Source organism: Pseudomonas sp. CFBP13508 (assembly GCF_005233515.1).
Lineage (GTDB): Bacteria > Pseudomonadota > Gammaproteobacteria > Pseudomonadales > Pseudomonadaceae > Aquipseudomonas > Aquipseudomonas mercuritolerans.
The window spans coordinates 785,227-810,618 of the sequence record NZ_QFZZ01000003.1; the positions used below are offsets into that span (position 1 = coordinate 785,227).

Genomic DNA, 25,392 nt, shown 5'->3' on the forward strand with positions numbered 1-25,392 from the left:
CCGTGAGAGAGGGCTGGATTGACCAGCCTAATCACGAAGCGCGGGGGTGAGGTGGTAGATAGTTACCGCCACCTGACGACGATCATCGGCAGGTGGCGGTAGCTGTCATTGTTGTTCGTCAGGCTTTTTCTTCAACTTCGGATTGGGGAAGAATTGCACCGCCTGGACCTTCTTGTCGGCGGCAGGTTTCAGCGCGCTGGTATTGACCCGCGTGCCCAGCTCTTTGGGCACCGACAGGCCCTGCTCGTTGAGGGTGTCGGAGTAGCCACAGGCCACGCATTCGCGGTGCGGCACGCCATCCTCGTTCCACATCATCAACTTGTCCGGCTCGCTGCACGCCGGGCAGACCGCCCCGGCGATAAAGCGCTTCTTGGTGATCACAGGGCCTTCGCTCATGCTGCCGCGTCCTCACTCAGACCGCTGTGGCGCAACAGCGCGTCGATCGACGGCTCACGGCCACGGAAGTCGACGAACAGCACCATCGGCGCCTGCGAGCCGCCGCGCGCCAGAATCGCCTCGCGGAACGCCCGACCGGTGTCGGCGTTGAGCACGCCGTCTTCCTCGAATTTCGAGAAGGCGTCGGCGGACAGCACTTCAGCCCACTTGTAGCTGTAGTAACCCGCCGCGTAACCACCAGCGAAGATGTGCGCAAAGCTGTTGGGGAAGCGGTTGTAAGCCGGTGGACGCATCACCGACACCTCGTCACGCACGCCCTCGAGCACTTGCGCCACGCTGCGGCCATCGCCATGGGTGGCATGCAGTTCGAAGTCGAACAGCGAAAACTCCAGCTGACGCACCATCATCAGGCCGGACTGGAAGTTCTTCGCCGCTAGCATTTTTTCCAGCAGATCCTGCGGCAGTGGCTCGCCGGTCTCGTAGTGGCCGGAAATCAGCGCCAGGCCTTCCGGCTCCCAGCACCAGTTTTCCATGAACTGGCTTGGCAGCTCGACCGCGTCCCAGGCCACGCCATTGATGCCGGATACGCCAGCGTGCTCGACGCGGGTCAGCAGGTGATGCAGGCCATGGCCGAACTCGTGGAACAAAGTGGTCACTTCATCGTGGGTCAGCAGCGCAGGCTTGCCGCTGTCGGCCGGGGTGAAGTTGCACACCAGATTGGCCACCGGGCTCTGCAACACACCGTCGACGGTGCGTCGACGGTCGCGGGCGCCGTCCATCCAGGCGCCGCCACGCTTGTTGGCGCGGGCATACAGGTCGAAGAAGAAGCGGCCGACGTGCTGGCCGTTTTCCTTGATCTCGAACAGGCGGACGTCCGGATGCCAGGTGTCGAAGCCTTTCAGTTCGGCGATCTCGATGCCGTACAAACGCTGGACGATGGCGAACAGGCCGCTGAGGACTTTATCGATCGGGAAGTAGGCGCGCAGGGTTTCCTGAGCGACGCTGTAACGCTGCTCGCGGAGTTTTTCGCCGTAGAAACCGCTGTCCCAGCTTTGCAGATCGGCGCAGCCCTGTTCGGCGGCGTAAGCGCGCAGCTGTTGCAGATCCTGCGCGGCGAACGGCTTGCTGCGCTGGGCCAGATCACGCAGGAAACTCAGCACCTGATCGCTGGATTCGGCCATTTTCGTCGCCAGACTCAGTTCGGCGAAACTGGCGAAGCCCAGCAGTCGGGCCAGTTCCTGACGCAGGTCGAGGATCTCTTCCATCACCGGGCCGTTGTCGTTCTGGCCAGCATTCGGGCCTTGGTCCGAGGCGCGGGTGCAGTAGGCGGCGTAGACTTCTTCGCGCAGCGCGCGATCTTGCGCGTAGGTCATCACCGCGTAATAGCTGGGGAATTCCAGGGTGATCAGCCAGCCGTCGAGGCCTTTGGCCTGCGCGGCGGCAGCCATCTGCGCCTTGGCCGAATCGGTGAGGCCGGCGAGGGCGGCTTCGTTGGTGATGTGCTTGGTCCACGCCTGCGTGGCGTCGAGCAACTGGTTGGAGAAGCGGCTGCCAAGCTCGGACAGTTTGCTCTGCACTTCGGCATAACGTTTCTGCTCGGCTTCCGGCAGATCGATACCCGACAGACGGAAATCGCGCAGGGCGTGTTCCAGAATGGTCTTTTGCGCGACGTCGAAACTGGCAGCTTCCGGACTGTTGGCCAACGCTTCATACGCCTGGAACAGTTCGCGGTTCTGGCCCATTTCGGTGGAGTAGGCGCTCAGGGCCGGCAGGCACGACTCGTAGGCTTCACGCAGTTCGGCACTGTTGCACACGGCGTTAAGATGGCTGACCGGGCTCCACGCCGCACCGAGGCGATCGTTGAGTTCGTCCATCGCCAGCACCAGACCGGCCCAGGTCGGGTTCTTGCCCTGGGTCTTGAGGATTTCGGCGATGGCGGCGCGGTTGTCCGCGAGGATGGTTTCGATGGCGGGCAGGACGTGTTCGGCACGGATCGTGGAGAACGGCGGCAGGTCGTAGGACTGCAAAAGAGGGTTGTTCACGCTCACGGTTGGCACCTTGGCTGGAAGAAACATGCGCCCATCTTAATTACAATCGACACTCACCGCAGCTATCGGCGACAGAGAGAGAACTAATCGTGTCCCTTCGCAAATACCAGAATCACACCCCCCGCCTGAGCAACGGCGCATTCGTCGACGGTTCGGCGGTGGTGATCGGCGACGTCGAAATTGGCGAAGACAGCTCGGTCTGGCCGCTGACGGTGATCCGTGGCGACATGCACCGCATCCGCATCGGTGCGCGCACCAGCGTGCAGGATGGCTGTGTGTTGCACATTACCCACGCCGGGCCGTTCAACCCGGACGGTTTTCCCTTGCTGATCGGCGATGACGTGACCATCGCCCACAAGGTCATGCTGCACGGGTGCACCGTTGGCAGCCGCGTGTTGATCGGCATGGGCAGCATCGTCATGGACGGCGCGGTGGTCGAGGACGATGTGATCATCGGCGCCGGCAGCCTGGTGCCGCCGGGCAAACGCCTGCAGAGCGGCTTCCTGTATGTCGGCAGCCCGGTCAAGCAAGTGCGCCCGCTGACCGACAAGGAAAACGCCTTCTTTACTTACAGCGCGGCGAACTACGTCAAGCTCAAGGACCTGCATCTGGCCGAAGGCTACGACCAGCTCTGAATCGCCCTACACCTGCTCGGGAATTTCCATGCATTACCAGACCGTACTGTTCGACCTCGATGGCACCCTGACCGACCCGCGTGAGGGCATCACCCGCTCAATTCAATTTGCTCTGGCCAATCTCGGCATCGACGAGCCGGACCTGAGCAAACTGGAACACTTCATCGGCCCGCCGCTGCTGCAAGCGTTCATGCAGTTCTACGACTTCGACGAGGCCAAGGCCTGGGAAGCGGTGAATTTCTATCGCGAGCGCTTCAAGGTTACCGGCCTCTACGAGAATCGGGTGTTCGACGGGGTCACGCCGCTGCTGGAAACCTTGAGCGGGCAGGGGCGGCAGTTGTACATCGCCACCTCCAAGCCGTGGGTGTTCGCCCGCGAGATCGCCCGGCACTTCGACTTCGCCCGCCACTTCAAGGTGATCTACGGCAGCGAGCTGGACGGCACGCGAACCAACAAGGTTGAACTGATCGCGCATCTGCTCGAAGAAGAACGCCTGGACCCGGCACAGACCCTGATGATCGGCGATCGCAAGCACGACCTGATCGGCGCGCGCAGCAATGGTCTCGATGCAGCGGCGGTGGGCTATGGGTTTGGCAGTTTTGAAGAGTTGAATGCCGAGGCGCCGGCTTATCACTTTGAAACCTTGGACGAGTTGCATCAGGCGTTTTTGCAGCGCTGATGAAATAGCCTTCGCGAGCAGGCTCGCTCCCACATTGGATCTCGCTGCCTCTGTGGGAGCGAGCCTGCTCGCGAAAGGGCCGTTATGCCTCCGAGTTCCTTAGGACTGGGCCAGCGCTTCCAGCGCCGCCTTACGCTCATCAACCGGCAACCGTCCCAACCGCTCAACCTCGGCATAAAACCGCAGCCAATCCCCATCTACTTGCCTGAACACCGCCGCAAACGCCGGCACCCACTGGTCATACAGCCCGAACGGCAACAACCGCGCATTGTTCAGCGGCGCATTGACCCAGGCGTCATAGCGTTTGTCCCCGGCCCACTGACTGTCGCGCATTAGCCGATACTCCCGGCGCAAGCGCTCGAATTCCGCCGCTTTGCGCTCTCGCATCTGCTCGGCGGACAGCGGCTGCGCATAGAGCTTCTCCAGTCGTGAGCGCGTGTCGAGTACCAGACCGATGAACTGGTCACGCTGCTTGAGCCTGGCATCCGACTCCGCCGGCAGGCCCCGAGATGCGCGCCACTGCCGCGTGCCTTCCTGCTCGACGAAGGTGGCGAATGACTCGTTGAACTCGGTGTCGTCCTTCACATAGAACTTCTGGTGCGCCAGTTCATGAAAGATCAGCGTGGCCAGTCGTTCGTCGCCCCAGCCCATCATCGAATTGAGGATCGGGTCATTGAACCAGCCAAGCGTCGAGTACGCCTCGACCCCGCCGATCGACACGTCCATGCCCTGCAGACGTTGAAGCGCCGCTTCGCCACGGGCGGCGCTCTGGCTGTAGTAGCCGCGATAGGCCACGCAGCCGGCAATCGGGAAGCAGTGATTCTGCGGGGTGAGGGAAAACTCTGCGGTGGCGAACACGTTCCACACCACGAACGGCCGGCCGATGTCGGCGTAGAGACGATAGCTTTGGTTGTCCGGCAGATGCAGGTGCTCGCTGGCGAACGTGCGTGCCTTCTGCGATTGGGCCAGATGCGTGCGCAATCTGGCGTCGCGGTTCGGGTCGGCGATGACTTTCTCCACCGGCTCCCGTGCGCGCAGCAATTGCAGTTGGCCGCTGGCCAACTGGCTGTAGTAGCTGACGCTGGTGCAACCGTTGAGCAACAAAAACAACACACCCGGAAACAAAATCGGAAAAACGCGATCAAGTAACCCAAGGCTGGTAAACGGCCTGATCAAAATAAGAAATTTCCCGGAAAGTCCGCCCCAAGACTATCCCGCCTCAAGGAGCACCGCTATGCGCATGTTGATGCTGACAGGAGGCCTGCTGACGCTGGCCGGTTGTGCCGGATTCGGAATGCCCGACCCCGACCCCTCGCAAGCCTGGATCGATCTCGACGCCCGCCAACACGACACGGCGCTGCAAGCCGTACAAGTCGATGCCACCCAGGCCATCGACAAACGTTATTTCGAAGTGCAGCCCGGCAGCCATGAGCTGAAGGTGCGCTATCAATTCCCGGTCGAGGCCACCAACATCGGCCCGAATGCCGAACCGCTGTGGCGCGATTGCCAGATGAGCGTGAAATTCAAGGATTTCAACGCCGGCCAGCGCTATCAGTTGCAGGCGGGCAGCATCGGCTTCCGGCCGTGGGCCAAGCTTTATGATGAACAGCGCAAGGTCGTCGGCCAGGGCACACCGGCGGGCTGCCAGAGCAGTTGATCGGCGCTATGCTGGCTATTCGAATCTGCGGATATCCATCATGCGTACCTTGCTGCTGTTGCTCGTTGTCGGTCTGGTCGCCGGTTGCCAGACGCCATTGCCACCGGTTGACCCGCACATGGCCTGGGTCGACTTCTCTACGCCAAGCCCCGGGGGCAAGTTGCTGATGGCCGAGCGTCTCGACAACCAGCGCTTGAACGACGGGCGCTTTTTCCAGGTGACTCCCGGTAGCCATGAGCTGCGGGTACGTTTCGACTTCGAAGTGTTTGGCGGCGGTGGCAGTCTGCTCACCGGCCCGGTGGAGCGCTTATGCTACCTGACCATTCGCTACGACCACTTCGAGGCCGGCCAGCGTTATCTGCTGGAAGGCCGCTCGCTGGCATTCACGCCGAGCGCGCGTTTGTACAATGCCAAGCGCGAGATCGTTGCTGAAGACCGCGAGTTCCACTGCATCATCTAGCGCTTCAGCTGTCGTTTCTCTGGTAAATGATCCGTTTGGTGCCGTTCTCGCAAGAACCGACGATCATGGCCGAGTCGTGCTGCTTCGCCTCTTCTGCCGTGATGATTTCCAGGGTGTAGGAGGGAATGGCCTTCGCCTGAATCTTGATCTCGATTTCCTTTCTGAGCTCTTCGCAGTCCTTCGGGGCTGCGAAAGCGGACGTGGCCAGTGCACTGCAAAGGATCGCCAAGCCAATACATTTCATCGATGAAGCTCCTTGAGGCAGCGCGCACGGGTGTGCGCTGAAGCTGCTGTCGATTATTCGACCACAATTCTGCGGAGCGGGTTCTGACTTTGCTCACACCTTGTATTAATTGCCGGTCGCTGAGCAGGTTTCGAGACTGCCTTCGCGAGCAGGCTCGCTCCCACACTGGATCTGCGACGTGCACAAATCCCCTGTGGGAGCGAGCCTGCTCGCGAAGGCGTCAGCCCGGCAAACGCCCAATCAGCTGACCAGCGAAGCCTCGAGAGTGATCTTCGCATTCAGCACCTTGGAAACCGGGCACCCTTCCTTGGCCTTGTTGCTCAACTCTTCAAACTGCTGCTGAGTTGCGCCCGGGATCTTCGCCTTGAGAATCAGCTTCACCGCAGTGATCGCGAAGCCGCCGTCAACCTGATCGAGGGTGACTTCGGCGTTGGTGTCGATGCTGTCTGCCTTCAGGCCCGCATCACCGAGAATCATCGAAAACGCCATGGAGAAGCAGCCGGCGTGGGCCGCACCGATCAGCTCTTCCGGGTTGGTACCCTTGCCGCCTTCAAAGCGCGCCTTGAAGCCGTAAGGTGCTTCGCGCAGTACGCCGGTTTCGGTGGAGATCGAGCCGAGACCGGTTTTCAGATCGCCTTCCCAATGCGCCGATGCCTTTTTCACGATAGCCATGTCTGCCTCCTTAAATATGGCGCGGAACGCCGCGCCGTCGCGGTTTTTACTAGCAAGGCTTCTGAGGATAGACGGCGGAACAAAGTTCAGCCTGGCTGAATCGTTGACTTTTTTAGTAGGAAATTTCGTCGCTGCTATTGAATCTCGGGTATATGCCCTCATTCCATAAAACACGCTTATGGATTTGGCAGGTTTTCGCTCGCAAGAAAAACCTGCCTCCCCACCCGGAGATGCAGGTTCATGAAAAAACTGTCCGACGTTAAATTTTCCACTCTCGACCTGGTGCCGGTGCGCGAAAACGGCAGCGCGGCGCAATCGCTGCGCAACTCGCTGGACCTGGCGCAGCATGCCGAGAAATTCGGCTACACGCGCTTCTGGGTCGCCGAACACCACAACATGGACGGCATCGCCAGTTCCGCGACGTCGGTGTTGCTCGGCTATCTGGCCGGGGGCACGTCGACGATCCGCGTCGGTTCCGGCGGGGTGATGCTGCCCAACCATGCGCCGTTGGTGATCGCCGAGCAGTTCGGCACCCTCGAGAGCCTGTACCCCGGACGCATCGACTTGGGCCTGGGCCGCGCACCCGGCTCGGACCAGATGACCGCCCGCGCCTTGCGCCGTGAGCGCTCGGGCAGCGCTGACGACTTCCCTGAAGACGTCGCCGAACTGATGCGCTACCTCGGCCCGCGCACCCCGGAGCAACGGGTGATCGCCATGCCCGGCACCGGCACCAACGTGCCGATCTGGCTGCTCGGCTCAAGTCTGTTCAGCGCGCAATTGGCGGGTGAGCGCGGCTTGCCTTACGCCTTCGCCTCGCACTTCGCGCCGCGCTTCATGCACGAGGCGATCCGTATCTACCGCAATCACTTCAAACCGTCTGCGGTGCTGGACAAGCCGTACGTAATGCTCGGCGTGCCGCTGGTGGCAGCCGATACCGATGAGCAAGCCGATTATCTGGCGACGTCGGTGTACCAGCGCATTCTTGCGTTGATGCGTGGCCAGAGCCTGGTGCAGCGTCCGCCGGTGAAAACCATGGACGGTCTGTGGCTGCCCCATGAACGTGAAGCGGTGGGCGATTTCCTCGGCCTCGCCATGGTCGGCGGCCCGCAGAAGATCCGCGCCAAGCTTGAGGTGCTGATCGAGCAGACCCAGGCGGACGAGCTGATTTTCACCAGTGATCTTTACGAACACGCCGATCGCATCCATTCCTACGAACTGCTTGCGCAAGTCATGAAGGGATAACGCGAACCCTTGTAGGAGCTGTCGAGTAAAACGAGGCTGCGATCTCTTGATCTTGATTTGAAATCAAGATCAAGAGATCGCAGCGTGCCGCAGCTCCTACCCGGAAAATCATCGTCCACAAAAAAGCCGACGCATCCACGTCGGCTTTTTTACTTCAGGCGCAATCAACCGCGTTTGTAGACGATTTCCTTGCTGCCGCCTTCGCAGGTGCCAACCACTTTGGCGTCAGCCGCCGCACCTTTGTCGACAACCTCCAGCGAATAACCGGAAACGCCTTTGGCGTCGAGCTTCGCGGCGATTTCGCTTTTCAGCTCTTCACAGGGCTTGCCGGCTGCAAACGCACCACCCGCAAGGCTCAACAAACCTACTGCCAACATGAACTTCTTCATCGGTCGCACTCCCTGGTCGGATTGAAAGAGGCGGGCATCGAGTCATCCACCCGATGCGCTCACCTTGTAGCGCTTTGCCATTCCCTATGGCACTCGGCCAGCGCGCAAGTTCAGAAGACTAGCTCAAACTCAGCTGGCGGCAATCTTGAAGCCGACTTTCAGCGTGACCTGAAAGTGCGCCACCTGGCCGTTTTCGATGTGGCCACGGGTTTCGGTCACTTCAAACCATTCCAGATTGCGCAGGGTTTTGTTGGCCTCGGCCAGTGCATTGTTGATGGCGTCTTCGATGCTGTTAGTGGACGAGCCGACCAGCTCGACTTTCTTGTAGGTGTGATGATCACTCATGGCGTTCTCCTTGGGTTGGAATGGCGTGTGAAATTGAGCCTAGCAGGCAATTGCACTGATGATTTCGGCGCCGTTGCGCTGCCGAAGTTCAGAATTTCTGCACTTTCTCGACATGCTGAAGTCCCAACCAACACACGCCACTCATCACCAATGCAGGAGAGCCACCATGGCCAACACCTCTTTACGTAAAGCCTCGTTGCAAAGCATGGAAGCCGAGATCGAGAGTCTGCTCAAATCGTTGGAAAGCTTGAAAGACGATGCTTCGGACGAGTCGCGCAAGACCCTCAAGGCGCTGAAAAGCAATGCCGAAAGTGCGCTGAAACATTCCCGTCATCTGCTCAGCGACGCGTACGAAGAAGTCAAAGTGAAAACCCGCGAGACCGGCATTGCCACTCGTGACTACGCGCAGGAACACCCATGGACCACAGCCGGCGTGGCTGTCGGTGCAATCGGTCTGCTCGCTGCCTACTTTTTGTTCAAGCGCGGCGAGTGATCGTTCTGGCGTAGCTCGTTTTTAAGCCACTGCGCCAGTTGCCTGGCGCGCCCGTCCGCGGCGCGCTTGGGTAGCCACAACGCCAGTTGCGCCGGGGTTTCGCAGAAACCCCACGGCGCAACCAGGCGACCCGCCTTCAGATCTTCGGTCACCAGCGGCTCCGGCGCGATCGCTACGCCAAGCCCGGCTACCGCTGCCTCCAGCAAATAATACAAATGCTCAAAACCTTGCCCGAGCTTCAACATCTTGGGATCGAGGTGGTTTTGCTGCGCCCAGCTGGGCCAGGCTTGTGGGCGAGAGGTGGTGTGCAGCAAGGGCTGGTCGAGCAATTTTGCGGCAGGAGCGTCGTGCAGGTTCTGATAACCGCTGAACAACGGGCTCATCACCGGGCCGATGCGTTCCGCCGCCAGTTCATAGACCTGCATATCGGCCGGCCACGGTGGTTCGGCGAACAGCAACAGCGCATCGAGGCCCGGGCGCCGGGGATCGAGATCGCCTTCACCGGCCGACAGGTGCAGACGCAGATCCGGCAAATCGGCATTCAGCCGCCCCAGGCGCGGAATAAACCAGCGCGCCAGCAGGCTCCCCGAACAACCCAGCACGAACGGCGCATCCGCTGTGCTTTGCGTAAGTTCGGCGCAAACACTGCGCAACCGATCGAACGCCTCAGCGCTGGCATCGCGCAGACGCACGCCGGCATCTGTGAGTTTCAAGCCGCGCCCTTCCTTGACGAACAGGCTCACGCCGAGCTGTTCTTCAAGCACCTTGAGCTGGCGGCTGACAGCACCATGGGTCACGTGCAGCTGTTCGGCAGCCTGACTGACGCTGTTCAGACGGGCGGTGGCCTCGAAGGCGCGCAAGGCATTCAGCGGGGGAAGGTCGTGGCTCATGGTATCTGTGAGTTTTCCTGACAGGTTATGGCGATCTTATCGGTTTTCAGCCTGGAAAGTCAGGGGTAGAGTGGTCGTCATTGTCTTCTCACCGAATTCACCTGGAGCGACCCATGACCCAGACTTCGAACACCTCTGATCTGCGTAACGGCCCTGACGCCAACGGCCTGTTCGGTGCGTTCGGTGGCCGTTATGTAGCGGAAACCCTGATGCCGTTGATCCTCGACCTGGCCCGCGAATACGAAGCGGCCAAGGAAGATCCGGCCTTCAAGGAAGAATTGGCCTACTTCCAGCGTGACTACGTCGGACGTCCGAGCCCGCTGTATTTCGCCGAACGCCTGACCGAGTTCTGCGGTGGCGCGAAGATCTACCTCAAGCGTGAAGAGCTGAACCACACCGGCGCGCACAAGATCAACAACTGCATCGGCCAGATTCTTCTGGCGCGGCGCATGGGCAAGAAGCGCATCATCGCCGAAACCGGCGCCGGCATGCACGGCGTGGCTACTGCCACCGTCGCTGCGCGTTTCGGGCTGGACTGCGTGATCTACATGGGCACCACCGACATCGAACGTCAGCAGGCCAACGTCTTCCGCATGAAGCTGCTCGGTGCTGAAGTGATCCCGGTTGTCGCCGGTACAGGCACACTCAAAGATGCGATGAACGAAGCCCTGCGTGATTGGGTGACCAACGTCGACAACACCTTCTACCTGATCGGCACCGTGGCCGGCCCGCACCCTTATCCAGCAATGGTTCGCGACTTCCAGGCGGTCATCGGCAAGGAAACCCGCGATCAGTTGCAGGCTCAGGAAGGTCGTCTGCCGGACAGTCTGGTGGCGTGCATCGGTGGCGGGTCCAACGCCATGGGCCTGTTCCACCCGTTCCTCGACGACAAGAGCGTTGAGATCATCGGCGTCGAAGCCGCCGGTTACGGCATCGAAACCGGCAAGCACGCGGCCAGCCTCAACGGCGGGGTGCCGGGCGTGTTGCACGGTAACCGCACCTTCCTGCTGCAGGACGACGATGGCCAGATCATCGACGCCCACTCGATTTCCGCCGGCCTCGACTACCCGGGCATCGGCCCTGAGCACGCGTGGTTGCATGACATCGGTCGCGTTCAGTACACCTCGGTAACCGACGACGAAGCCCTTGAAGCGTTCCACAAATGCTGCCGTCTGGAAGGGATCATCCCTGCGCTGGAAAGCGCCCACGCCTTGGCCGAAGTATTCAAACGCGCACCGCAGCTGCCGAAGGATCACCTGATGGTGGTCAACCTCTCGGGCCGTGGCGACAAGGACATGCAAACCGTGATGCACCATATGCAACAGTCGCAGCAGGAGAAACACTGATGAGCCGCCTGCAAACCCGCTTTGCCGACCTCAAGCAACAGAACCGCGCCGCGCTGGTGACCTTCGTCACCGCTGGTGATCCTGACTACGACACTTCGCTGGCAATCCTCAAAGGCCTGCCTGCCGCAGGTGCCGATGTGATCGAGCTGGGCATGCCGTTCACCGATCCGATGGCTGATGGCCCGGCGATCCAGCTGGCTAATATCCGCGCACTGGGCGCCAAACAGAATCTGGCGAAAACCCTGCAAATGGTTCGCGAGTTCCGTGAAGGCAACAGCGACACGCCGCTGGTGTTGATGGGTTATTTCAATCCGATCCACAAATTCGGCGTCGAGCGTTTTATCGCAGAAGCCAAGGATGCCGGCGTCGATGGCCTGATCGTGGTCGACATGCCACCAGAGCACAACGAAGAGCTGTGCGACCCGGCGCAGGCTGCTGGCCTGGACTTCATCCGCCTGACCACGCCGACCACCGACGACGCGCGTCTGCCGCGTGTGCTCAACGGCAGCTCCGGTTTCGTCTACTACGTGTCGGTGGCCGGTGTCACCGGTTCCGGTGCAGCGACTCTCGAACACGTGGAAGAGGCGGTTGCACGTCTGCGTCGGCATACCGACCTGCCGATCAGCATCGGTTTCGGTATCCGTACGCCGGAGCAGGCTGCGGCCATCGCGCGTCTGGCTGACGGTGTGGTGGTGGGCTCGGCGTTGATCGATCACATCGCCAGTGCCGATACGCCTGAGCAGGCTATCGATGGCGTGTTGAGTCTGTGTTCGGCGCTGTCCCAAGGCGTGCGCAAGGCTCGCGTCTAAAGCCGCAGGGGAAAACAAAAAGGCTTCAGAACAGGCGTTCTGAAGCCTTTTTTTGTGCTCAGGGTAATTGCAGTCCGCCCGAAGCCTTGTGCAGTTTGCGCAAATGCTCGCCAATCTGCTTCACGTTGGCCTCGCTGGCGGCAATCTCGGCGGCGCGCTTGGGTTCGAGCAGCTTGCGCACTTCAGTATCGAGGTCGCCGGACAGCGCCAGCAGCTTCTTCTGCCGCTGGCTGCTTTCCGCTTCCAGTCGGCCGAACTCGCTCGGCTGGGGCAGTCCGTAACCCTTGGAGTCGAGCAGTTCCGCCGGGCGGCTGAGGAAGCCACTGTTGGCGAGGATCTGCTGTAAGGTCACGTTGGCCTTGTCCATGCCGCCGTTTTCCAGCTCGCGGGCGCCGAGGTAGCGTTGCTTGACCTCGTCCTGGGCCAGCAACAACTGCCGGCGGAAACTCGCCTGCTCGAGCAGCAACAGCGCGGCACTGGTGCGCAGGTCGGCGCGGTCGAACCATTCGCGGCGTTGTTCAGCGCTGAGTGACAGCCAGTCTTCGACAGTGGTCTGCTTGATTGGCAGTTGCTTCTTCAATACATCGAACATCGCTTGATAGCGATCGCGGAACGAGTCGAAGCGGTAACCCAGACGCAGCGCTTCTTTCGGATCGTCGAGCACACTGGTGTCGGCCAGACCACGGCCCTTGAGCACTTCGAGCAAGCCGTTGGGCATGATGCTGTCGAGGCCGACCAGTTGGCTGTTATTGCTGCCGCTGCGCAACAGTTTCAAACCCTCTACCGCGCAGTTGTTGGACAGGAAGAAGTAGTTGCCGTCGTAACTCCAGTGCATCTCGGCGGCATGTTCGACGACGCCTTCGATTTCCTCGCGAGACAGCTTCAGCGGCACCGAAGCGAGGCTGCGCAGCTCGGTCTTGGTGTATTCGTCGATCACTTGCGCCAGCGGCAACACGAACAGCCGCGACGGGTATTTGCCGACCAGTCCGTCCCAGCTCGACAGCTGTACATCGCCAACGAAGGCGCGATAGGACAGCACCAGGTGCTGATCGAGGTCGAGGCGGCAATCCGGGCCACGCGGGCGACCGGGGGCGCAGATGACCAGGCGCAACATGCTGTGGCCCCAGCGGCTAACCCAGTTCTGATTGGCCTCGGCCAGCAGGTAATCGACGGCATAGACCCGTTCCGGATCGACTTGACCCAGGGGCTGCTTGGCGAAGTCATTGCCCGCATTGAGAAAGGCGAAGCTCTTGCTGCAGGTGTCCTGCGCTGGCGGCGCCCAGCCGAAATGTTCCTTGTAGTAGCGATACAGCGCCGGGCGGCGGCAGGCGTAGCTCGGGTCGAGGAGGAAGTACTCCATGTTGACCGCGACGAATTCCTTGGGGCTGGAGACTTCGTAAAGGTCCGGGCTGCGGGCGATCTGGCGGTTGTGTTGTTCGCGCTCGCCACGGCGGCCGACGTATTGCTGCCAACCGGCCAGATCGAGCAGGCGCGGATCGTCGCTGATGGTGAAGCGGCGACCGTTCTGCCCGCGACACTCATCGGGAATGCCAATCAGCCCGGCGCTGTTGAAACGCCGGGTGCAGCGCTGGATCAACGTGCGCTCGGCGCTCGGCCATAAACGCGCGCGGTCGTAGATGTGGGTGATTTCGTGCAGCACCGTGGCCAGCAGTTCCTGCCGCACAGTGCCGTGGGGGCGATTGGTTTTTGCTTTGGCCGCGCTGCCATCGGTGAGGCCGGCGAGCAGCTTGCGATTCAGATCGAGCTCGGACACCAGCGTCGCTTGTCCATAAGCGTTGGCAGGCATGTCGTCGGTCCAGCCGACGTCGATGCGCCGATCCAGCCGCTCGATGAAGCTCGGCGGCAGTTTCGCCATGGCCTCATCGATCAGCGCCTGACTGGCCTGTTGTTGAGCCGGACTCAGACCCTCGGTCTTGAGCCGCAATTGCAGGCCGGCGTGAGCACTGTTGCCAAGCAGCAACAACGCCCCGGCCAGTAGCCAGGCGCCAACGGACCTCACAGCGCGAGGATGGCTTCGGCGAGTACCTGATCACTGGCGTCGCGCGCTTCCGGCACACGATTACGCAAGGTGTTGAGAGCAGCTTCGAGGTGCGCGCCACGGATGTCGCCGTTGCTGGCGACGAAACTGGCGGCGTCGTCGTGAGCTTCGCGGATGATTTTCGAGTCGCGGATCGAGGTGGTGGTATCGGAGGTGAAATCGATGGTGCGCTGGGAGGCACGAACGATGATGTTACTGGTGGCTACCAGGGTGTGCGCCTGGGCCACATCGGCCAACACAAACAGGCCAAGGGCGGCAGCAATCAGCGGGCTACGCATGGAACGACTCCGGAAGGACAAGGATAACTATTGGACGAGAATTGCCTCTGCCAGTTCAAGGTCGCTGGCATGAAGTTTTGGCCGGGTTTTGCGCAGGTAATGCAGCGCCGATTCCAGCCGTGCGCCTCGCCATTCACCGTTACTGGCAACGAAGGCGGCCGCGTCATCATGGGCGGCGAGCAGCAGTTTACGGTCGAACGGCGCAGAAGACACCATGCTGGTGGCGTAACCGCTGACAACCGTGCCTTGGGTCGAAGCATTGAAAGCGTCGAAGGCGTTGGCAGACATCGCCCAGCAGGCGGTGAACAAAGCAGAAGAGATGAGCAGATTTGGAAGAAAGCGCATGGGACTCGACAACTGTTAACGAGCCTGAAGGCTAGCGCAAATGCCCGGGCCAGAGCCAGCGTTGAAACATCGGGACACGGCTGGCGTGTCCCGCATTGTGGCAATCGATCAGAGGGTCAGAATGGCCTGAGCCAATTGGGCATCGGTGGCATTGAGTTGTGGCGCCTGATGGCGGATGTGATCGAGCGCACTTTCCAGTTTCACCCCACGGATATCGCCTTGGCTGGCCACGAAGCTGGCGGCATCGTCGCGGGCGGCGAGGACGATCTTGTCGTCACGGAACGAGGAGGTCACATCTGAAGTGGCGTCGGAAGAGGCTTTCAGCGCGCCGACGATCGAGTCGGTGGTGACGATGAAGCTGGTAGCGCTGGCGTTGGCAGCCACGGCCAGCAGGGCGGCGGCACTGAGCAGACGAAGACGGGTCATGATGGAACTCCTTTGGATAAACCGTAGTGAGAGGTGGCTCGGTATCTGAGGAGTCAGACGCCTGTTGCGCAACGTTCGCCACGTTCTGCATGGATATTAGGCTGCCAGATGCGGTTCGCCCAGTGGTGGCCAGTGATACTTCAAGGGTCTGGATAACTGTACCGGTATATTCGAGTATTTCTTAAATTGTACCTGTACTCGTTCATATATGCGTTTTAGAGCATTCAAGGCCTCTAAAACGACAAAACCCGTCGTGGTTGCCCACGACGGGTTCTGCTTGTGCAATTCGGGTTGCTGGCGGTGGGTCTGACGACCAGAGCCAGCGACGCTGCTTAGCGCCAGAACGGCTTGCTCAGCTCTTCGTAGCGTTGTGCTTCGCTGATACCGGCGTCGGCCAGCAGGCGCGAGTCCAGACGAGCCAGTTGATGGCGGCTGGAGATGCGGCGCTGCCACAACATCAGGTTGGCAATAACGCGCAGAGGCAGGGAAGCCTGGGTGTTTACAGCTTTGTCTTCGAAGAACAGTTCGGAACTGAGTGTACGTTCCATGGTTGACATCCTTCCGCTTGTGGCGGGATCAGGTAGTGGTTTGACTGGTGCCCATGATCCTCTCGTTTGCCTAGTCTCTGTAGATACAGTTCATTTGTATTGTGAGCGAGCAGTTAACTGTTTACGGATGGTGTACGGGTCGAAATTGGGCAAACTGTACCTGTCCGCACTCGATTGGTGCATTTTGACTGGAATTAAGCTATTGAGTAGGACTTTGCTGTAGGAAAGCACCGGTACAGCAGTACAGTTTTCGACGATTCTGCTACTAGCGGAGATCCATCGACGCAAAACTGTGTTTGCGTCGATGTATATCTGTGTGAATCACACCGCCAGCATGCGCCCGGTTTCTTCCAGATTCATATGCCAGCTCAAGGCTTCGCGCAGAATATGCGGGGTGTGCCCGCCAATTGCACAGGCAGCGGTGAAGTAATCATTCAGTGCCTGGCGGAAGTCCGGGTGCACACAGTTGTCGATGATCACCCGCGCACGCTCCCGTGGCGCCAGGCCGCGTAAATCGGCCAACCCGACCTCGGTCACCAGAATGTCGACATCATGCTCCGTGTGGTCGACGTGGCTGACCATCGGCACCACGCTGGAAATCGCGCCACCCTTGGCGATCGATTTGGTCACGAACACCGCCAGATGCGCGTTGCGCGCGAAGTCGCCGGAGCCGCCGATGCCGTTCATCATCCGCGTGCCGCAGACATGGGTGGAGTTGACGTTGCCGTAGATGTCGAATTCCAGCGCAGTGTTGATGCCGATAATACCCAGCCGCCGCACGACTTCCGGGTGATTGGAAATCTCCTGCGGCCGCAGAATCAGTTTGTCCTTGTACTTCTCCAGGTTGCCGAACACGTCGCTGTTGCGGCGCTCGGACAGGGTGATCGAACTGCCCGAGGCGAAGCTAAGCTTGCCGGCATCGATCAGATCAAAGGTCGAGTCCTGCAGCACTTCCGAGTACATGGTCAGGTCTTCGAACGGTGAGTCGATCAAGCCGCACATCACCGCGTTGGCGATGTTGCCAATTCCGGCTTGCAGCGGGCCGAGCTTGTTGGTCATGCGCCCGGCCGCAACTTCCTGCTTGAAGAAGGTGATCAGGTGTTCGGCGATAGCGTTGGTATCAACGTCCGGTACCGACACTGTAGACGGCGAGTCCGACTGCTGAGTGATGACAATCGCGACGATCTTCTCAGGCGGAATCGGAATTGCCGTGCTGCCGATGCGATCGTCGACTTTCACCAGCGGGATTGGCGTGCGCGTCGGGCGGTACGTCGGGATATAAATGTCGTGCAGGCCTTCGAGGTTGGCGTTGTGGGCCAGGTTGATCTCGACGATCACTTGTTTGGCGAAGATCGCGAAGCTGGCCGAGTTGCCCACCGAAGTGGTCGGCACGATATGGCCTTGTTCAGTGATGGCGACTGCCTCGATGACGGCGATGTCCGGCAGCTTCAACTGTTGGTTGCGCAGTTGCTCTACGGTTTCCGAGAGATGCTGGTCAATGAACATCACTTCGCCGGCGTTGATGGCCTTGCGCAACGTGCTGTCGACCTGAAACGGCATGCGCCGCGACAGCACGCCGGCCTCGGTCAATTGCTTGTCGAGGTCGTTGCCCAGGCTGGCGCCGGTCATCAGGCTGATCTTCAGCGGTGTGACCTTGGCGCGCTCGGCCAGTGCATGGGGAACGGCCTTGGCTTCGCCGGCGCGGGTGAAACCGCTCATGCCGACGGTCATGCCGTCCTCAATCAGAGCAGCGGCGTCGGCAGCGCTCATCACTTTGTCCAACAACGAAGGCAGGCGAATACGGTCACGGTACATGGATTATTATCTCGGGCAACGAGTAGCAGGATGCGCAGTCTAGTGAATTTGGCCGGCGCCTGTCCCGCTACCAAGGTCGCAAACGAGGCCTCTATTTCGCGGGTTTGCAGTAAAACACCGTTACCGGATCTGCAACAACGCGGCAAATTGTCCAGCTTCTGGCGCAAACAAAAACGCCCCGACAAGTCGGGGCGTTCGCTATTGCAGCGGTGAATTACTCGACCGCTTTGACCATGTCTTCAATGACTTTCTTCGCATCGCCGAAAACCATCATGGTCTTGTCCAGATAGAACAGTTCGTTGTCCAGACCGGCGTAGCCGCTGGCCATCGAGCGCTTGTTGACGATGATGGTCTTGGCCTTGAACGCTTCGAGAATCGGCATGCCGGCGATCGGCGACTTCGGATCGTTCTTCGCGGCCGGGTTGACCACGTCGTTCGCACCGAGCACCAGCACCACGTCGGCTTGGCCGAACTCGGAGTTGATGTCTTCCATTTCGAACACCTGGTCGTAAGGCACTTCGGCCTCGGCGAGCAGGACGTTCATGTGCCCAGGCATGCGACCGGCTACCGGGTGGATCGCGTACTTCACGGTCACGCCGCGATGGGTCAGCTTCTCGGTCAGCTCCTTCAGTGCGTGTTGGGCACGGGCCACTGCCAGGCCGTAACCCGGGACGATGATCACGGTGTCGGCGTTGGTCAGCAGGAAGGTTGCGTCATCAGCCGAGCCGGATTTCACCGGACGTGCTTCCTGCGCACCGGCAGGACCTGCGTCTGCCGTATTGCCGAAACCGCCGAGCAGTACATTAAAGAAGGAGCGGTTCATCGCCTTGCACATGATGTACGAGAGGATCGCACCGCTCGAACCCACCAGCGAGCCGGCAATGATCAGCATCGAGTTGTTCAGCGAGAAACCGATGCCCGCCGCCGCCCAGCCGGAATAGCTGTTGAGCATCGACACCACCACCGGCATGTCGGCGCCGCCGATCGGGATGATGATCAGCACGCCCATCACGAACGCCAGCGCCAGCATCAGCGCGAACGCCGTAAGGTTGCCTGTGAACATGAAGGTCAGACCGAGAACCAGCGTAGCCAGACCCAGGACCGCATTGAGTTTGTGCTGACCGGCAAACTGTACCGGTGCGCCCTGGAACAGGCGGAACTTGTATTTGCCCGAGAGCTTGCCGAAGGCGATTACCGAACCCGAGAAGGTGATTGCACCGATCGCAGCGCCGAGGAACAGCTCCAGGCGGTTGCCCGCCGGGATCGCATCGCCCAGCTGTTTAACGATACCCAACGACTGCGGCTCGACCACCGCCGCAATGGCAATGAACACCGCCGCGAGGCCGATCATGCTGTGCATGAACGCTACCAGTTCCGGCATCTTGGTCATTTCAACGCGCTTGGCCATGATCGAACCGGCGGTGCCGCCGACCAGCAAGCCAACGATCACATAACCGATGCCAGCCGTGGCCAGTTCAGCGCCCAACTTATAGATGAGGCCGACCGTGGTGATGATTGCCAGCGCCATGCCGAGCATGCCGAACAGGTTGCCGCGCCGCGAAGTGGTCGGGTGCGACAGGCCTTTGAGGGCCTGGATAAAGCAGATCGACGCGATCAGGTAGAGCGTCGTGACGAGATTCATGCTCATTACTTCGGCGCCTCTTCTTTTGCTTTCGGGGCTTTCTTCTTGAACATCTCAAGCATGCGGCGGGTGACCAGGAAGCCACCAAACACATTGACCGCCGCCAGTGCCACAGCCAGCGTGCCCATGGTCTTGCCCAGCGGCGTGACGGTCAGCGCAGCGGCGAGCATGGCGCCGACGATCACGATCGCGGAAATGGCATTGGTCACCGCCATCAACGGCGTGTGCAGCGCAGGTGTAACGTTCCAGACCACGTGGTAACCGACATAAATCGCCAGCACGAAGATGATCAGGTTGTAGATACCGGGGGAGATAAGCTCTTCCATCGTCTGAATCCCTGCTTAGGCGTTTTTGCGGATGACTTGGCCGTCGCGGCACATCAGGCACGCGGCGACGATGTCGTCTTCGAGGTTGACGTCGAACTGGCCTTCCTTGGTGAACACCAGCTTGAGGAAGTCCAGCAGGTTGCGTGCGTACAGCGCCGAAGCGTCGGCAGCGACTTCACCGGCGAGGTTGGTCGGGCCGACGATGGTCACACCGTTTTCCACAACGACCTGATCGGCCACGGTCAGCGGACAGTTGCCACCCTGAGCGGCGGCGAGGTCAATGACCACCGAGCCCGGTTTCATCTGCGCCACGGTCTCGGCGCTGAGCAGCGTCGGCGCCTTGCGGCCCGGAATCAGCGCGGTGGTAATGACGATATCGGCCTGCTTGGCGCGCTCATGCACCGCCTGAGCCTGGCGCTGCATCCAGCTCGCCGGCATCGGCCGCGCATAACCGCCGACGCCGACGGCGCATTCGCGTTCTTCATCGGTTTCGTACGGCACGTCGACGAACTTGGCGCCGAGGGATTCGATCTGTTCCTTCACTGCTGGACGCACGTCGGACGCTTCGATCACCGCACCCAGACGTTTGGCCGTAGCGATCGCCTGCAGACCGGCCACGCCCGCGCCGAGAATCAGCACGCGCGCCGCTTTCACCGTACCCGCAGCAGTCATCAGCATTGGCATGAAGCGCGGGTAATAGTGGGCGGCCAGCAACACCGCTTTGTAGCCGGCGATGTTCGCCTGCGACGACAACACATCGAGACTCTGCGCGCGCGAGGTGCGCGGCGCGGCTTCGAGGGCAAAGGCGGTAATGCCGCACTCGGCCATTTTTGCGATGGTCTCGTTGTTGAACGGATTGAGCATGCCCACCAGCACCGTACCGCGCTTGATCAGCGTCAGTTCGGCATCGCTTGGCGCGACCACTTTGAGAATCAGCTCGGCGCCAAACGCGTCATTGGCGCTGCCAATGCTTGCGCCGGCCGCTTCATAGGCACTGTCGACGACACTGGCTTTGACGCCGGCGCCACTTTGCACAGTGACCTTATGGCCTTGGCTGATCAGCTTCTTGATGGTTTCCGGGGTTGCTGCAACCCGTGTTTCACCGGTCTGGGTTTCGAGAGGAACACCAATGTGCACGTCAAATCTCCTGCGTGATCTTATTGAGTAAACCCATGCACTGCGGATGGTGCGACTGGGGCGGCCGATCAGCACGATCCCGCCGAATCGGGGCGGGGCGCGGCATTTTGCAGGCGAACTTTATGCCCTTCAAGGGATTATGACGGGTGACGGAAAATTAACTACAAGTCATGCCGTGACCGAATGTCGCAGATGGCCAGTTGAACCCCTTGCACGCCGTGCCCTGCAAGGATTCTGGCTGAATTTGAAAAAAATTCGCATCGGTGGCGTGAATAGGCAGTAATGAGTCGCCATTAGAGGCTCAAAGCCACGTGGTTGGCAGCTTGTGGGACGTCTGTACGACTTTCGGATACAGTCTGCGCAAAAGCGACAAATAGTTATATCTGTAGGGCTTTGATTTTCTTGACTACGGGGTTAATTATCGCGCAGGGCCTTTATTCTTCTAGGCTGTAGCTCTGCGCTTGATTTACCAGCCAGTCGCGAAATGCCTTCAGCGATGCCGATTCGACCTTTCGCTCCGGAATCATCAGGTAATAGGCCTTGATGCTGGAGAGCGCTTGAGGGTTGGCAACCACCAGACGTTTCTCTGCCAGCTCGCGCTGGATCAGAAACGGCGGAATCAGCGCGACGCCCATGTCGTGCATGGCTGCCTGGGCAAGCATGGAGAAGAGTTCGTAACGTGGGCCGGTCATGTCGCGAGGGATATTCAACTGCTGGGAGTTGAACCACTGGCGCCAGGCGTAAGGTCGTGTGGTCTGCTGCAGCAGCGGTAGTTCGGCGATGGCAGCGGCTGTCAGATGCTTGCGATTGCCGAGTAGGGCGGGACTGCACACCGGCATCGGATTTTCACCCATCAACCTGTGGGATTCGGTACCCGACCAGTCGGCGTCGCCGAAGTAAATCGCGGCATCGAATTCGGTGTCGGCAAACAGGAAAGGCCGAGTGCGGTTGGTCAGGTTGACGGTCACTTCCGGGTGCTTGAGCTGAAAATCCTTGAGGCGTGGCAGCAGCCATTGGGTGCCGAAGGTCGGCACGACGGCGAGCTCGATAACGTTGGTGCCCTGCTGGCCCATCACCGAAAGGGTGTCGCGCTCCACCGCATCGAGCTGAGTGGCCACCCGACGACTGTAGGAAAGCCCCGCCTCGGTCAGTTTCACTCCACGTCGCGAGCGTCGGAACAGTTCCACGCTTAGGAAGTCTTCAAGGCTGGCGATCTGTCGGCAAATGGCGCCCTGGGTGAGCGACAGCTCTTCAGCGGCCCGGGTGAAACTTTCGTGGCGGGCGGCAGCTTCGAAGCTGATCAGGGCGGTCGTGCTGGGAATTTTCCTGCGCATGTACGTCAACCTCACTAATGCGCCGCATTAATGGCATTTCGCGACGGTTCGGAGTGAGAAATTAGCACAACAGAATGCGAAATCCTCGTTTGCCGCGATGACGAGTCGCGCCTAGGATCAATGCCACGTTAATTCACCCGATTGCGAGGGCAAACTCATGGGCGGTAAAGCTAGCTTCAACTGGATCGATCCCCTGCTGCTGGATCAACAGCTCACCGAAGAGGAGCGGATGATCCGCGACACCGCCGCGCAGTTCGCCCAACAGAGCCTGGCGCCGCGTGTACTTGAAGCTTTCCGTCATGAGAAGACCGATCCGGCAATCTTCCGCGAGATGGGCGAAGTCGGCCTGCTCGGCGCGACCATTCCCGAGCAGTACGGTGGCAGCGGTCTGAACTATGTCAGCTACGGCCTGATTGCCCGTGAGGTCGAGCGCGTCGACTCTGGCTATCGCTCGATGATGAGCGTGCAGTCGTCGCTGGTGATGGTGCCGATCAACGAATTCGGCACCGAAGCACAGAAACAGAAGTATCTGCCGAAGCTGGCTTCCGGCGAATGGATCGGTTGCTTTGGTCTGACCGAACCGAACCACGGTTCGGATCCGGGCGCGATGATTAGCCGGGCGCGCAAGGTCGACGGCGGCTACAGCCTGACTGGCGCGAAGATGTGGATCACCAACAGCCCGATTGCTGACGTATTTGTAGTCTGGGCCAAGGACGATGCCGGCGATATCCGTGGTTTCGTTCTGGAGAAAGGCTGGAAAGGCCTGAGCGCTCCGGCGATTCACGGCAAGGTCGGCCTGCGCGCTTCGATCACCGGTGAGATCGTCATGGACAACGTGTTCGTGCCGGAAGAAAACATCTTCCCGGACGTGCGTGGTCTGAAAGGTCCGTTCACCTGCCTCAACTCCGCACGCTACGGCATTTCCTGGGGCGCACTGGGCGCCGCCGAGTTCTGCTGGCACACCGCACGCCAATACACTCTGGACCGTCAGCAGTTCGGTCGCCCGCTGGCCGCGACGCAACTGGTACAGAAGAAACTCGCCGATATGCAGACCGAGATCACCCTGGCACTGCAAGGCTGCCTGCGCCTGGGTCGGATGAAGGATGAAGGCACTGCCGCCGTTGAAATCACTTCGATCATGAAGCGCAACTCCTGCGGCAAGTCGCTGGATATCGCGCGGATGGCCCGCGACATGCTCGGCGGAAATGGCATCTCCGATGAGTTCGGTGTGGCCCGTCACCTGGTCAACCTGGAAGTGGTGAATACCTATGAAGGTACCCATGACGTTCACGCGCTGATCCTCGGGCGTGCGCAAACCGGTCTGCAGGCGTTCTATTAATAGGAGAGCAGACCATGGGCGCGCTGTCGCATCTGCGGGTACTGGATTTATCGCGAGTGCTGGCCGGGCCTTGGGCTGGGCAAATCCTCGCCGACCTTGGCGCCGAAGTGATCAAGGTCGAGCGGCCAGGCAATGGTGACGATACTCGCGCGTGGGGTCCGCCCTTTCTCAAAGACGCTTACGGCGAGAACACGTCGGAAGCGGCTTATTACCTGTCGGCCAACCGCAACAAGCAATCGGTGACCATCGACTTCACCCGTCCTGAAGGGCAGAAGCTGGTGCGCGACCTGGCGGCGAAGTCGGACATCCTCATCGAGAATTTCAAGGTGGGCGGTCTGGCGGCCTATGGCCTGGACTATGAGTCGCTGAAGGCGCTCAACCCGAATCTGATCTATTGCTCTATCACCGGCTTCGGTCAGACCGGTCCTTACGCCAAGCGTGCAGGGTATGACTTCATGATCCAGGGCCTCGGCGGCTTGATGAGTCTGACTGGTCGACCTGAAGGAGATGAAGGTGCTGGCCCGGTGAAAGTGGGCGTAGCGCTGACGGATATTCTCACCGGGCTGTATTCAACGGTGGCGATTCTCGCGGCGTTGGCTCATCGCGATCACGACGGTGGTGGCCAGCACATCGATATGGCGTTGCTGGATGTGCAGGTCGCGTGTCTGGCTAACCAGGCGATGAACTACCTGACCACCGGCAATGCGCCAAAGCGTCTGGGCAATGCCCATCCCAATATCGTGCCTTATCAGGACTTTCCTACGGCGGATGGCGACTTCATCCTCACCGTGGGCAATGACGGGCAGTTCCGCAAGTTCGCCGAAGTCGCCGGGCAGCCGCACTGGGCGGATGATCCGCGCTTCGCGACCAACAAGCTGCGAGTGGCGAACCGCGCGGTGTTGATTCCACTGATCCGCCAGGCGACGGTTTTCAAGACGACAGCCGAGTGGGTTGCTCAATTGGAGCATGCGGGTGTGCCTTGTGGGCCGATCAATGATCTGTCGCAGGTGTTTGAAGATCCACAAGTGAAGGCGCGCGGTCTGGCGATCGAACTGCCTCATGCATTGGCGGGGATGGTGCCCCAGGTGGCCAGCCCGATTCGATTGTCGGAGACGCCCGTTGAATATCGTCATGCGCCTCCTTTATTAGGTGAGCACACGTTAGAGGTTCTGCAGCGGGTGCTGGGCCTGGGGGCAGGTGCGGTGGCTATGTTGAAGGAGGAAGGCGTCCTTTAAGTCTTCTTCTATATAGAAGGAGCTCTTTTCTCATCTGATTGGATGTTTTTTAATCAATACGCAAGTTATTGAAAGAAAAGCGAAATTAACGGTTGACGGCAGATTCCAGAGGTCTATAATTCGCCCCACTTCCGGCGCAGTCGAAACGGAAAACTCCTTGAGATTCAAAGAGTTACGCAGTTTTCGACAGCGGCTTGCCTCAGGTCATCGAAGCCTGGAAGGGGTTGAAAGAGCGGTGATGTTTGGCTCTCTTAACGGTTCGATCTTCTCGATCGAAAGCGGAGAAAAAGAGGTGTTGACAGCAGCGATTAACGCTGTAGAATTCGCCTCCCGCTAACGAGAGATCGGAAGCGCAAGTGGTTGAAGTTGTTGAAGAATTCTTCGAAAACTTCTGAAAATAATCACTTGACAGCAAATGAGGCTGCTGTAGAATGCGCGCCTCGGTTGAGACGAAAGATCTTAACCAATCGCTCTTTAACAACTGAATCAAGCAATTCGTGTGGGTGCTTGTGCAGTTAGACTGATAGTCAACAAGATTATCAGCATCACAAGTTACTCCGCGAGAAATCAAAGATGTAACCAACGATTGCTGAGCCAAGTTTA

The 25,392-nt window shown here is 59.9% G+C and carries 28 protein-coding genes; 10 read left to right on the top strand and 18 right to left on the bottom strand.

What is annotated here, in order from left to right:
* Nucleotides 1-105: 105 nt before the first annotated feature.
* A complete protein-coding gene (locus PspCFBP13508_RS12010; RefSeq protein ID WP_137214575.1) occupies nt 106-396 on the bottom strand; it encodes a YheV family putative zinc ribbon protein in 291 nt (96 codons plus the stop codon).
* The gene (gene prlC / locus PspCFBP13508_RS12015; protein ID WP_137214576.1) at nt 393-2,444 is read right to left on the bottom strand and encodes an oligopeptidase A; all 2,052 of its coding nucleotides are present in this window, start codon (nt 2,442-2,444) and stop codon (nt 393-395) included. The genes PspCFBP13508_RS12010 and prlC overlap by 4 nt, the downstream gene beginning before the upstream one ends.
* Nucleotides 2,445-2,533: 89 nt before the next feature.
* Here prlC and PspCFBP13508_RS12020 point away from each other — a divergent pair, with 89 nt between their 5' ends.
* Complete coding sequence (locus tag PspCFBP13508_RS12020) at nt 2,534-3,079, top strand: gamma carbonic anhydrase family protein (RefSeq protein ID WP_137214578.1); 546 nt, start codon at nt 2,534-2,536, stop codon at nt 3,077-3,079.
* 28 nt (nt 3,080-3,107) lie between these two features.
* Nucleotides 3,108-3,758 (top strand): HAD family hydrolase, encoded by a 651-nt coding sequence (locus PspCFBP13508_RS12025; protein ID WP_024015022.1) that lies wholly within the window; start codon nt 3,108-3,110, stop codon nt 3,756-3,758.
* A 99-nt stretch (nt 3,759-3,857) separates the two neighbouring features.
* On the opposite strand, the gene PspCFBP13508_RS12030 is transcribed toward PspCFBP13508_RS12025, so the two are convergent.
* A complete protein-coding gene (locus tag PspCFBP13508_RS12030; RefSeq protein ID WP_137214580.1) occupies nt 3,858-4,934 on the bottom strand; it encodes an aminopeptidase in 1,077 nt (358 codons plus the stop codon).
* A 58-nt stretch (nt 4,935-4,992) separates the two neighbouring features.
* Here PspCFBP13508_RS12030 and PspCFBP13508_RS12035 point away from each other — a divergent pair, with 58 nt between their 5' ends.
* Entirely contained in the window at nt 4,993-5,415 is a 423-nt protein-coding gene (locus PspCFBP13508_RS12035; RefSeq protein ID WP_125917044.1) for a hypothetical protein, read from the top strand.
* A 40-nt stretch (nt 5,416-5,455) separates the two neighbouring features.
* A complete protein-coding gene (locus tag PspCFBP13508_RS12040) occupies nt 5,456-5,875 on the top strand; it encodes a hypothetical protein (RefSeq protein WP_125917046.1) in 420 nt (139 codons plus the stop codon).
* Nucleotides 5,876-5,879: 4 nt separating this feature from the next.
* Here PspCFBP13508_RS12040 and PspCFBP13508_RS12045 read toward each other — a convergent pair whose 3' ends face one another.
* Together PspCFBP13508_RS12045 and PspCFBP13508_RS12050 are read right to left on the bottom strand one after the other, a co-directional pair.
* Nucleotides 5,880-6,119 carry a DUF1161 domain-containing protein gene (locus PspCFBP13508_RS12045; RefSeq protein ID WP_137214581.1) on the bottom strand — a complete coding sequence of 80 codons (240 nt, stop codon included), beginning with the start codon at nt 6,117-6,119 and terminating at the stop codon, nt 5,880-5,882.
* 240 nt (nt 6,120-6,359) lie between these two features.
* Entirely contained in the window at nt 6,360-6,791 is a 432-nt protein-coding gene (locus tag PspCFBP13508_RS12050) for an OsmC family protein (RefSeq protein WP_016772308.1), read from the bottom strand.
* 240 nt (nt 6,792-7,031) lie between these two features.
* Here PspCFBP13508_RS12050 and PspCFBP13508_RS12055 point away from each other — a divergent pair, with 240 nt between their 5' ends.
* The gene (locus PspCFBP13508_RS12055; protein WP_041476454.1) at nt 7,032-8,033 is read left to right on the top strand and encodes an LLM class flavin-dependent oxidoreductase; all 1,002 of its coding nucleotides are present in this window, start codon (nt 7,032-7,034) and stop codon (nt 8,031-8,033) included.
* 164 nt (nt 8,034-8,197) lie between these two features.
* Here the strand turns inward: PspCFBP13508_RS12055 and PspCFBP13508_RS12060 are convergent, their stop codons facing one another.
* The gene (locus PspCFBP13508_RS12060; RefSeq protein ID WP_090288022.1) at nt 8,198-8,422 is read right to left on the bottom strand and encodes a DUF1161 domain-containing protein; all 225 of its coding nucleotides are present in this window, start codon (nt 8,420-8,422) and stop codon (nt 8,198-8,200) included.
* A gap of 129 nt (nt 8,423-8,551) precedes the next feature.
* Entirely contained in the window at nt 8,552-8,767 is a 216-nt protein-coding gene (locus PspCFBP13508_RS12065; RefSeq protein ID WP_130910985.1) for a dodecin, read from the bottom strand.
* A 166-nt stretch (nt 8,768-8,933) separates the two neighbouring features.
* On the opposite strand from PspCFBP13508_RS12065, the gene PspCFBP13508_RS12070 reads away from it, so the two are divergent.
* Nucleotides 8,934-9,260, top strand: a complete 327-nt coding sequence (locus PspCFBP13508_RS12070; protein ID WP_039757078.1) for a DUF883 family protein — start codon at nt 8,934-8,936, stop codon at nt 9,258-9,260.
* Here PspCFBP13508_RS12070 and PspCFBP13508_RS12075 read toward each other — a convergent pair.
* The gene (locus PspCFBP13508_RS12075) at nt 9,233-10,150 is read right to left on the bottom strand and encodes a LysR family transcriptional regulator (RefSeq protein ID WP_137214582.1); all 918 of its coding nucleotides are present in this window, start codon (nt 10,148-10,150) and stop codon (nt 9,233-9,235) included. The genes PspCFBP13508_RS12070 and PspCFBP13508_RS12075 overlap by 28 nt on opposite strands.
* Nucleotides 10,151-10,263: 113 nt before the next feature.
* Between PspCFBP13508_RS12075 and trpB the strand changes: the two genes are divergently transcribed.
* Entirely contained in the window at nt 10,264-11,496 is a 1,233-nt protein-coding gene (gene trpB / locus PspCFBP13508_RS12080; RefSeq protein WP_130910987.1) for a tryptophan synthase subunit beta, read from the top strand.
* Nucleotides 11,496-12,305 (top strand): tryptophan synthase subunit alpha, encoded by an 810-nt coding sequence (gene trpA, locus PspCFBP13508_RS12085; RefSeq protein WP_137214584.1) that lies wholly within the window; start codon nt 11,496-11,498, stop codon nt 12,303-12,305. The genes trpB and trpA overlap by 1 nt, the downstream gene beginning before the upstream one ends.
* Nucleotides 12,306-12,363: 58 nt before the next feature.
* Here the strand turns inward: trpA and PspCFBP13508_RS12090 are convergent, their stop codons facing one another.
* The 10 genes from PspCFBP13508_RS12090 to PspCFBP13508_RS12135 all read right to left on the bottom strand — a co-directional run bounded on the left by PspCFBP13508_RS12090 (nt 12,364) and on the right by PspCFBP13508_RS12135 (nt 22,215).
* Nucleotides 12,364-14,325 carry a DUF4105 domain-containing protein gene (locus tag PspCFBP13508_RS12090; protein ID WP_137214585.1) on the bottom strand — a complete coding sequence of 654 codons (1,962 nt, stop codon included), beginning with the start codon at nt 14,323-14,325 and terminating at the stop codon, nt 12,364-12,366.
* Nucleotides 14,322-14,642 (bottom strand): DUF2388 domain-containing protein, encoded by a 321-nt coding sequence (locus PspCFBP13508_RS12095; RefSeq protein ID WP_137214587.1) that lies wholly within the window; start codon nt 14,640-14,642, stop codon nt 14,322-14,324. The genes PspCFBP13508_RS12090 and PspCFBP13508_RS12095 overlap by 4 nt, the downstream gene beginning before the upstream one ends.
* A gap of 27 nt (nt 14,643-14,669) precedes the next feature.
* Nucleotides 14,670-14,987 carry a DUF2388 domain-containing protein gene (locus tag PspCFBP13508_RS12100; RefSeq protein WP_137214589.1) on the bottom strand — a complete coding sequence of 106 codons (318 nt, stop codon included), beginning with the start codon at nt 14,985-14,987 and terminating at the stop codon, nt 14,670-14,672.
* Nucleotides 14,988-15,095: 108 nt separating this feature from the next.
* Nucleotides 15,096-15,413, bottom strand: a complete 318-nt coding sequence (locus PspCFBP13508_RS12105) for a DUF2388 domain-containing protein (RefSeq protein WP_137214591.1) — start codon at nt 15,411-15,413, stop codon at nt 15,096-15,098.
* Between the two features lie 332 nt (nt 15,414-15,745).
* On the bottom strand, nt 15,746-15,961 hold the full coding sequence (locus tag PspCFBP13508_RS12110; RefSeq protein WP_007911656.1) for a DUF1127 domain-containing protein: 216 nt from the start codon (nt 15,959-15,961) through the stop codon (nt 15,746-15,748).
* A 321-nt stretch (nt 15,962-16,282) separates the two neighbouring features.
* Entirely contained in the window at nt 16,283-17,776 is a 1,494-nt protein-coding gene (locus PspCFBP13508_RS12115; protein ID WP_137214593.1) for an acetyl-CoA hydrolase/transferase family protein, read from the bottom strand.
* Nucleotides 17,777-17,990: 214 nt separating this feature from the next.
* On the bottom strand, nt 17,991-19,424 hold the full coding sequence (locus tag PspCFBP13508_RS12120) for an NAD(P)(+) transhydrogenase (Re/Si-specific) subunit beta (RefSeq protein ID WP_016772296.1): 1,434 nt from the start codon (nt 19,422-19,424) through the stop codon (nt 17,991-17,993).
* Nucleotides 19,424-19,744, bottom strand: a complete 321-nt coding sequence (locus tag PspCFBP13508_RS12125; protein ID WP_003220416.1) for an NAD(P) transhydrogenase subunit alpha — start codon at nt 19,742-19,744, stop codon at nt 19,424-19,426. The genes PspCFBP13508_RS12120 and PspCFBP13508_RS12125 overlap by 1 nt, the downstream gene beginning before the upstream one ends.
* 15 nt (nt 19,745-19,759) lie before the next feature.
* Nucleotides 19,760-20,881, bottom strand: coding sequence for a Re/Si-specific NAD(P)(+) transhydrogenase subunit alpha (locus PspCFBP13508_RS12130; RefSeq protein WP_110644714.1), 1,122 nt, complete (start codon nt 20,879-20,881; stop codon nt 19,760-19,762).
* Nucleotides 20,882-21,315: 434 nt separating this feature from the next.
* Nucleotides 21,316-22,215: a LysR family transcriptional regulator gene (locus tag PspCFBP13508_RS12135; protein ID WP_137214594.1), complete on the bottom strand. Its 900-nt coding sequence runs from the start codon at nt 22,213-22,215 to the stop codon at nt 21,316-21,318.
* A gap of 157 nt (nt 22,216-22,372) precedes the next feature.
* On the opposite strand from PspCFBP13508_RS12135, the gene PspCFBP13508_RS12140 reads away from it, so the two are divergent.
* The gene (locus PspCFBP13508_RS12140; RefSeq protein ID WP_024015035.1) at nt 22,373-23,554 is read left to right on the top strand and encodes an acyl-CoA dehydrogenase; all 1,182 of its coding nucleotides are present in this window, start codon (nt 22,373-22,375) and stop codon (nt 23,552-23,554) included.
* A gap of 14 nt (nt 23,555-23,568) precedes the next feature.
* Nucleotides 23,569-24,789: a CaiB/BaiF CoA-transferase family protein gene (locus tag PspCFBP13508_RS12145; RefSeq protein WP_130911552.1), complete on the top strand. Its 1,221-nt coding sequence runs from the start codon at nt 23,569-23,571 to the stop codon at nt 24,787-24,789.
* Nucleotides 24,790-25,392: the final 603 nt, after the last annotated feature.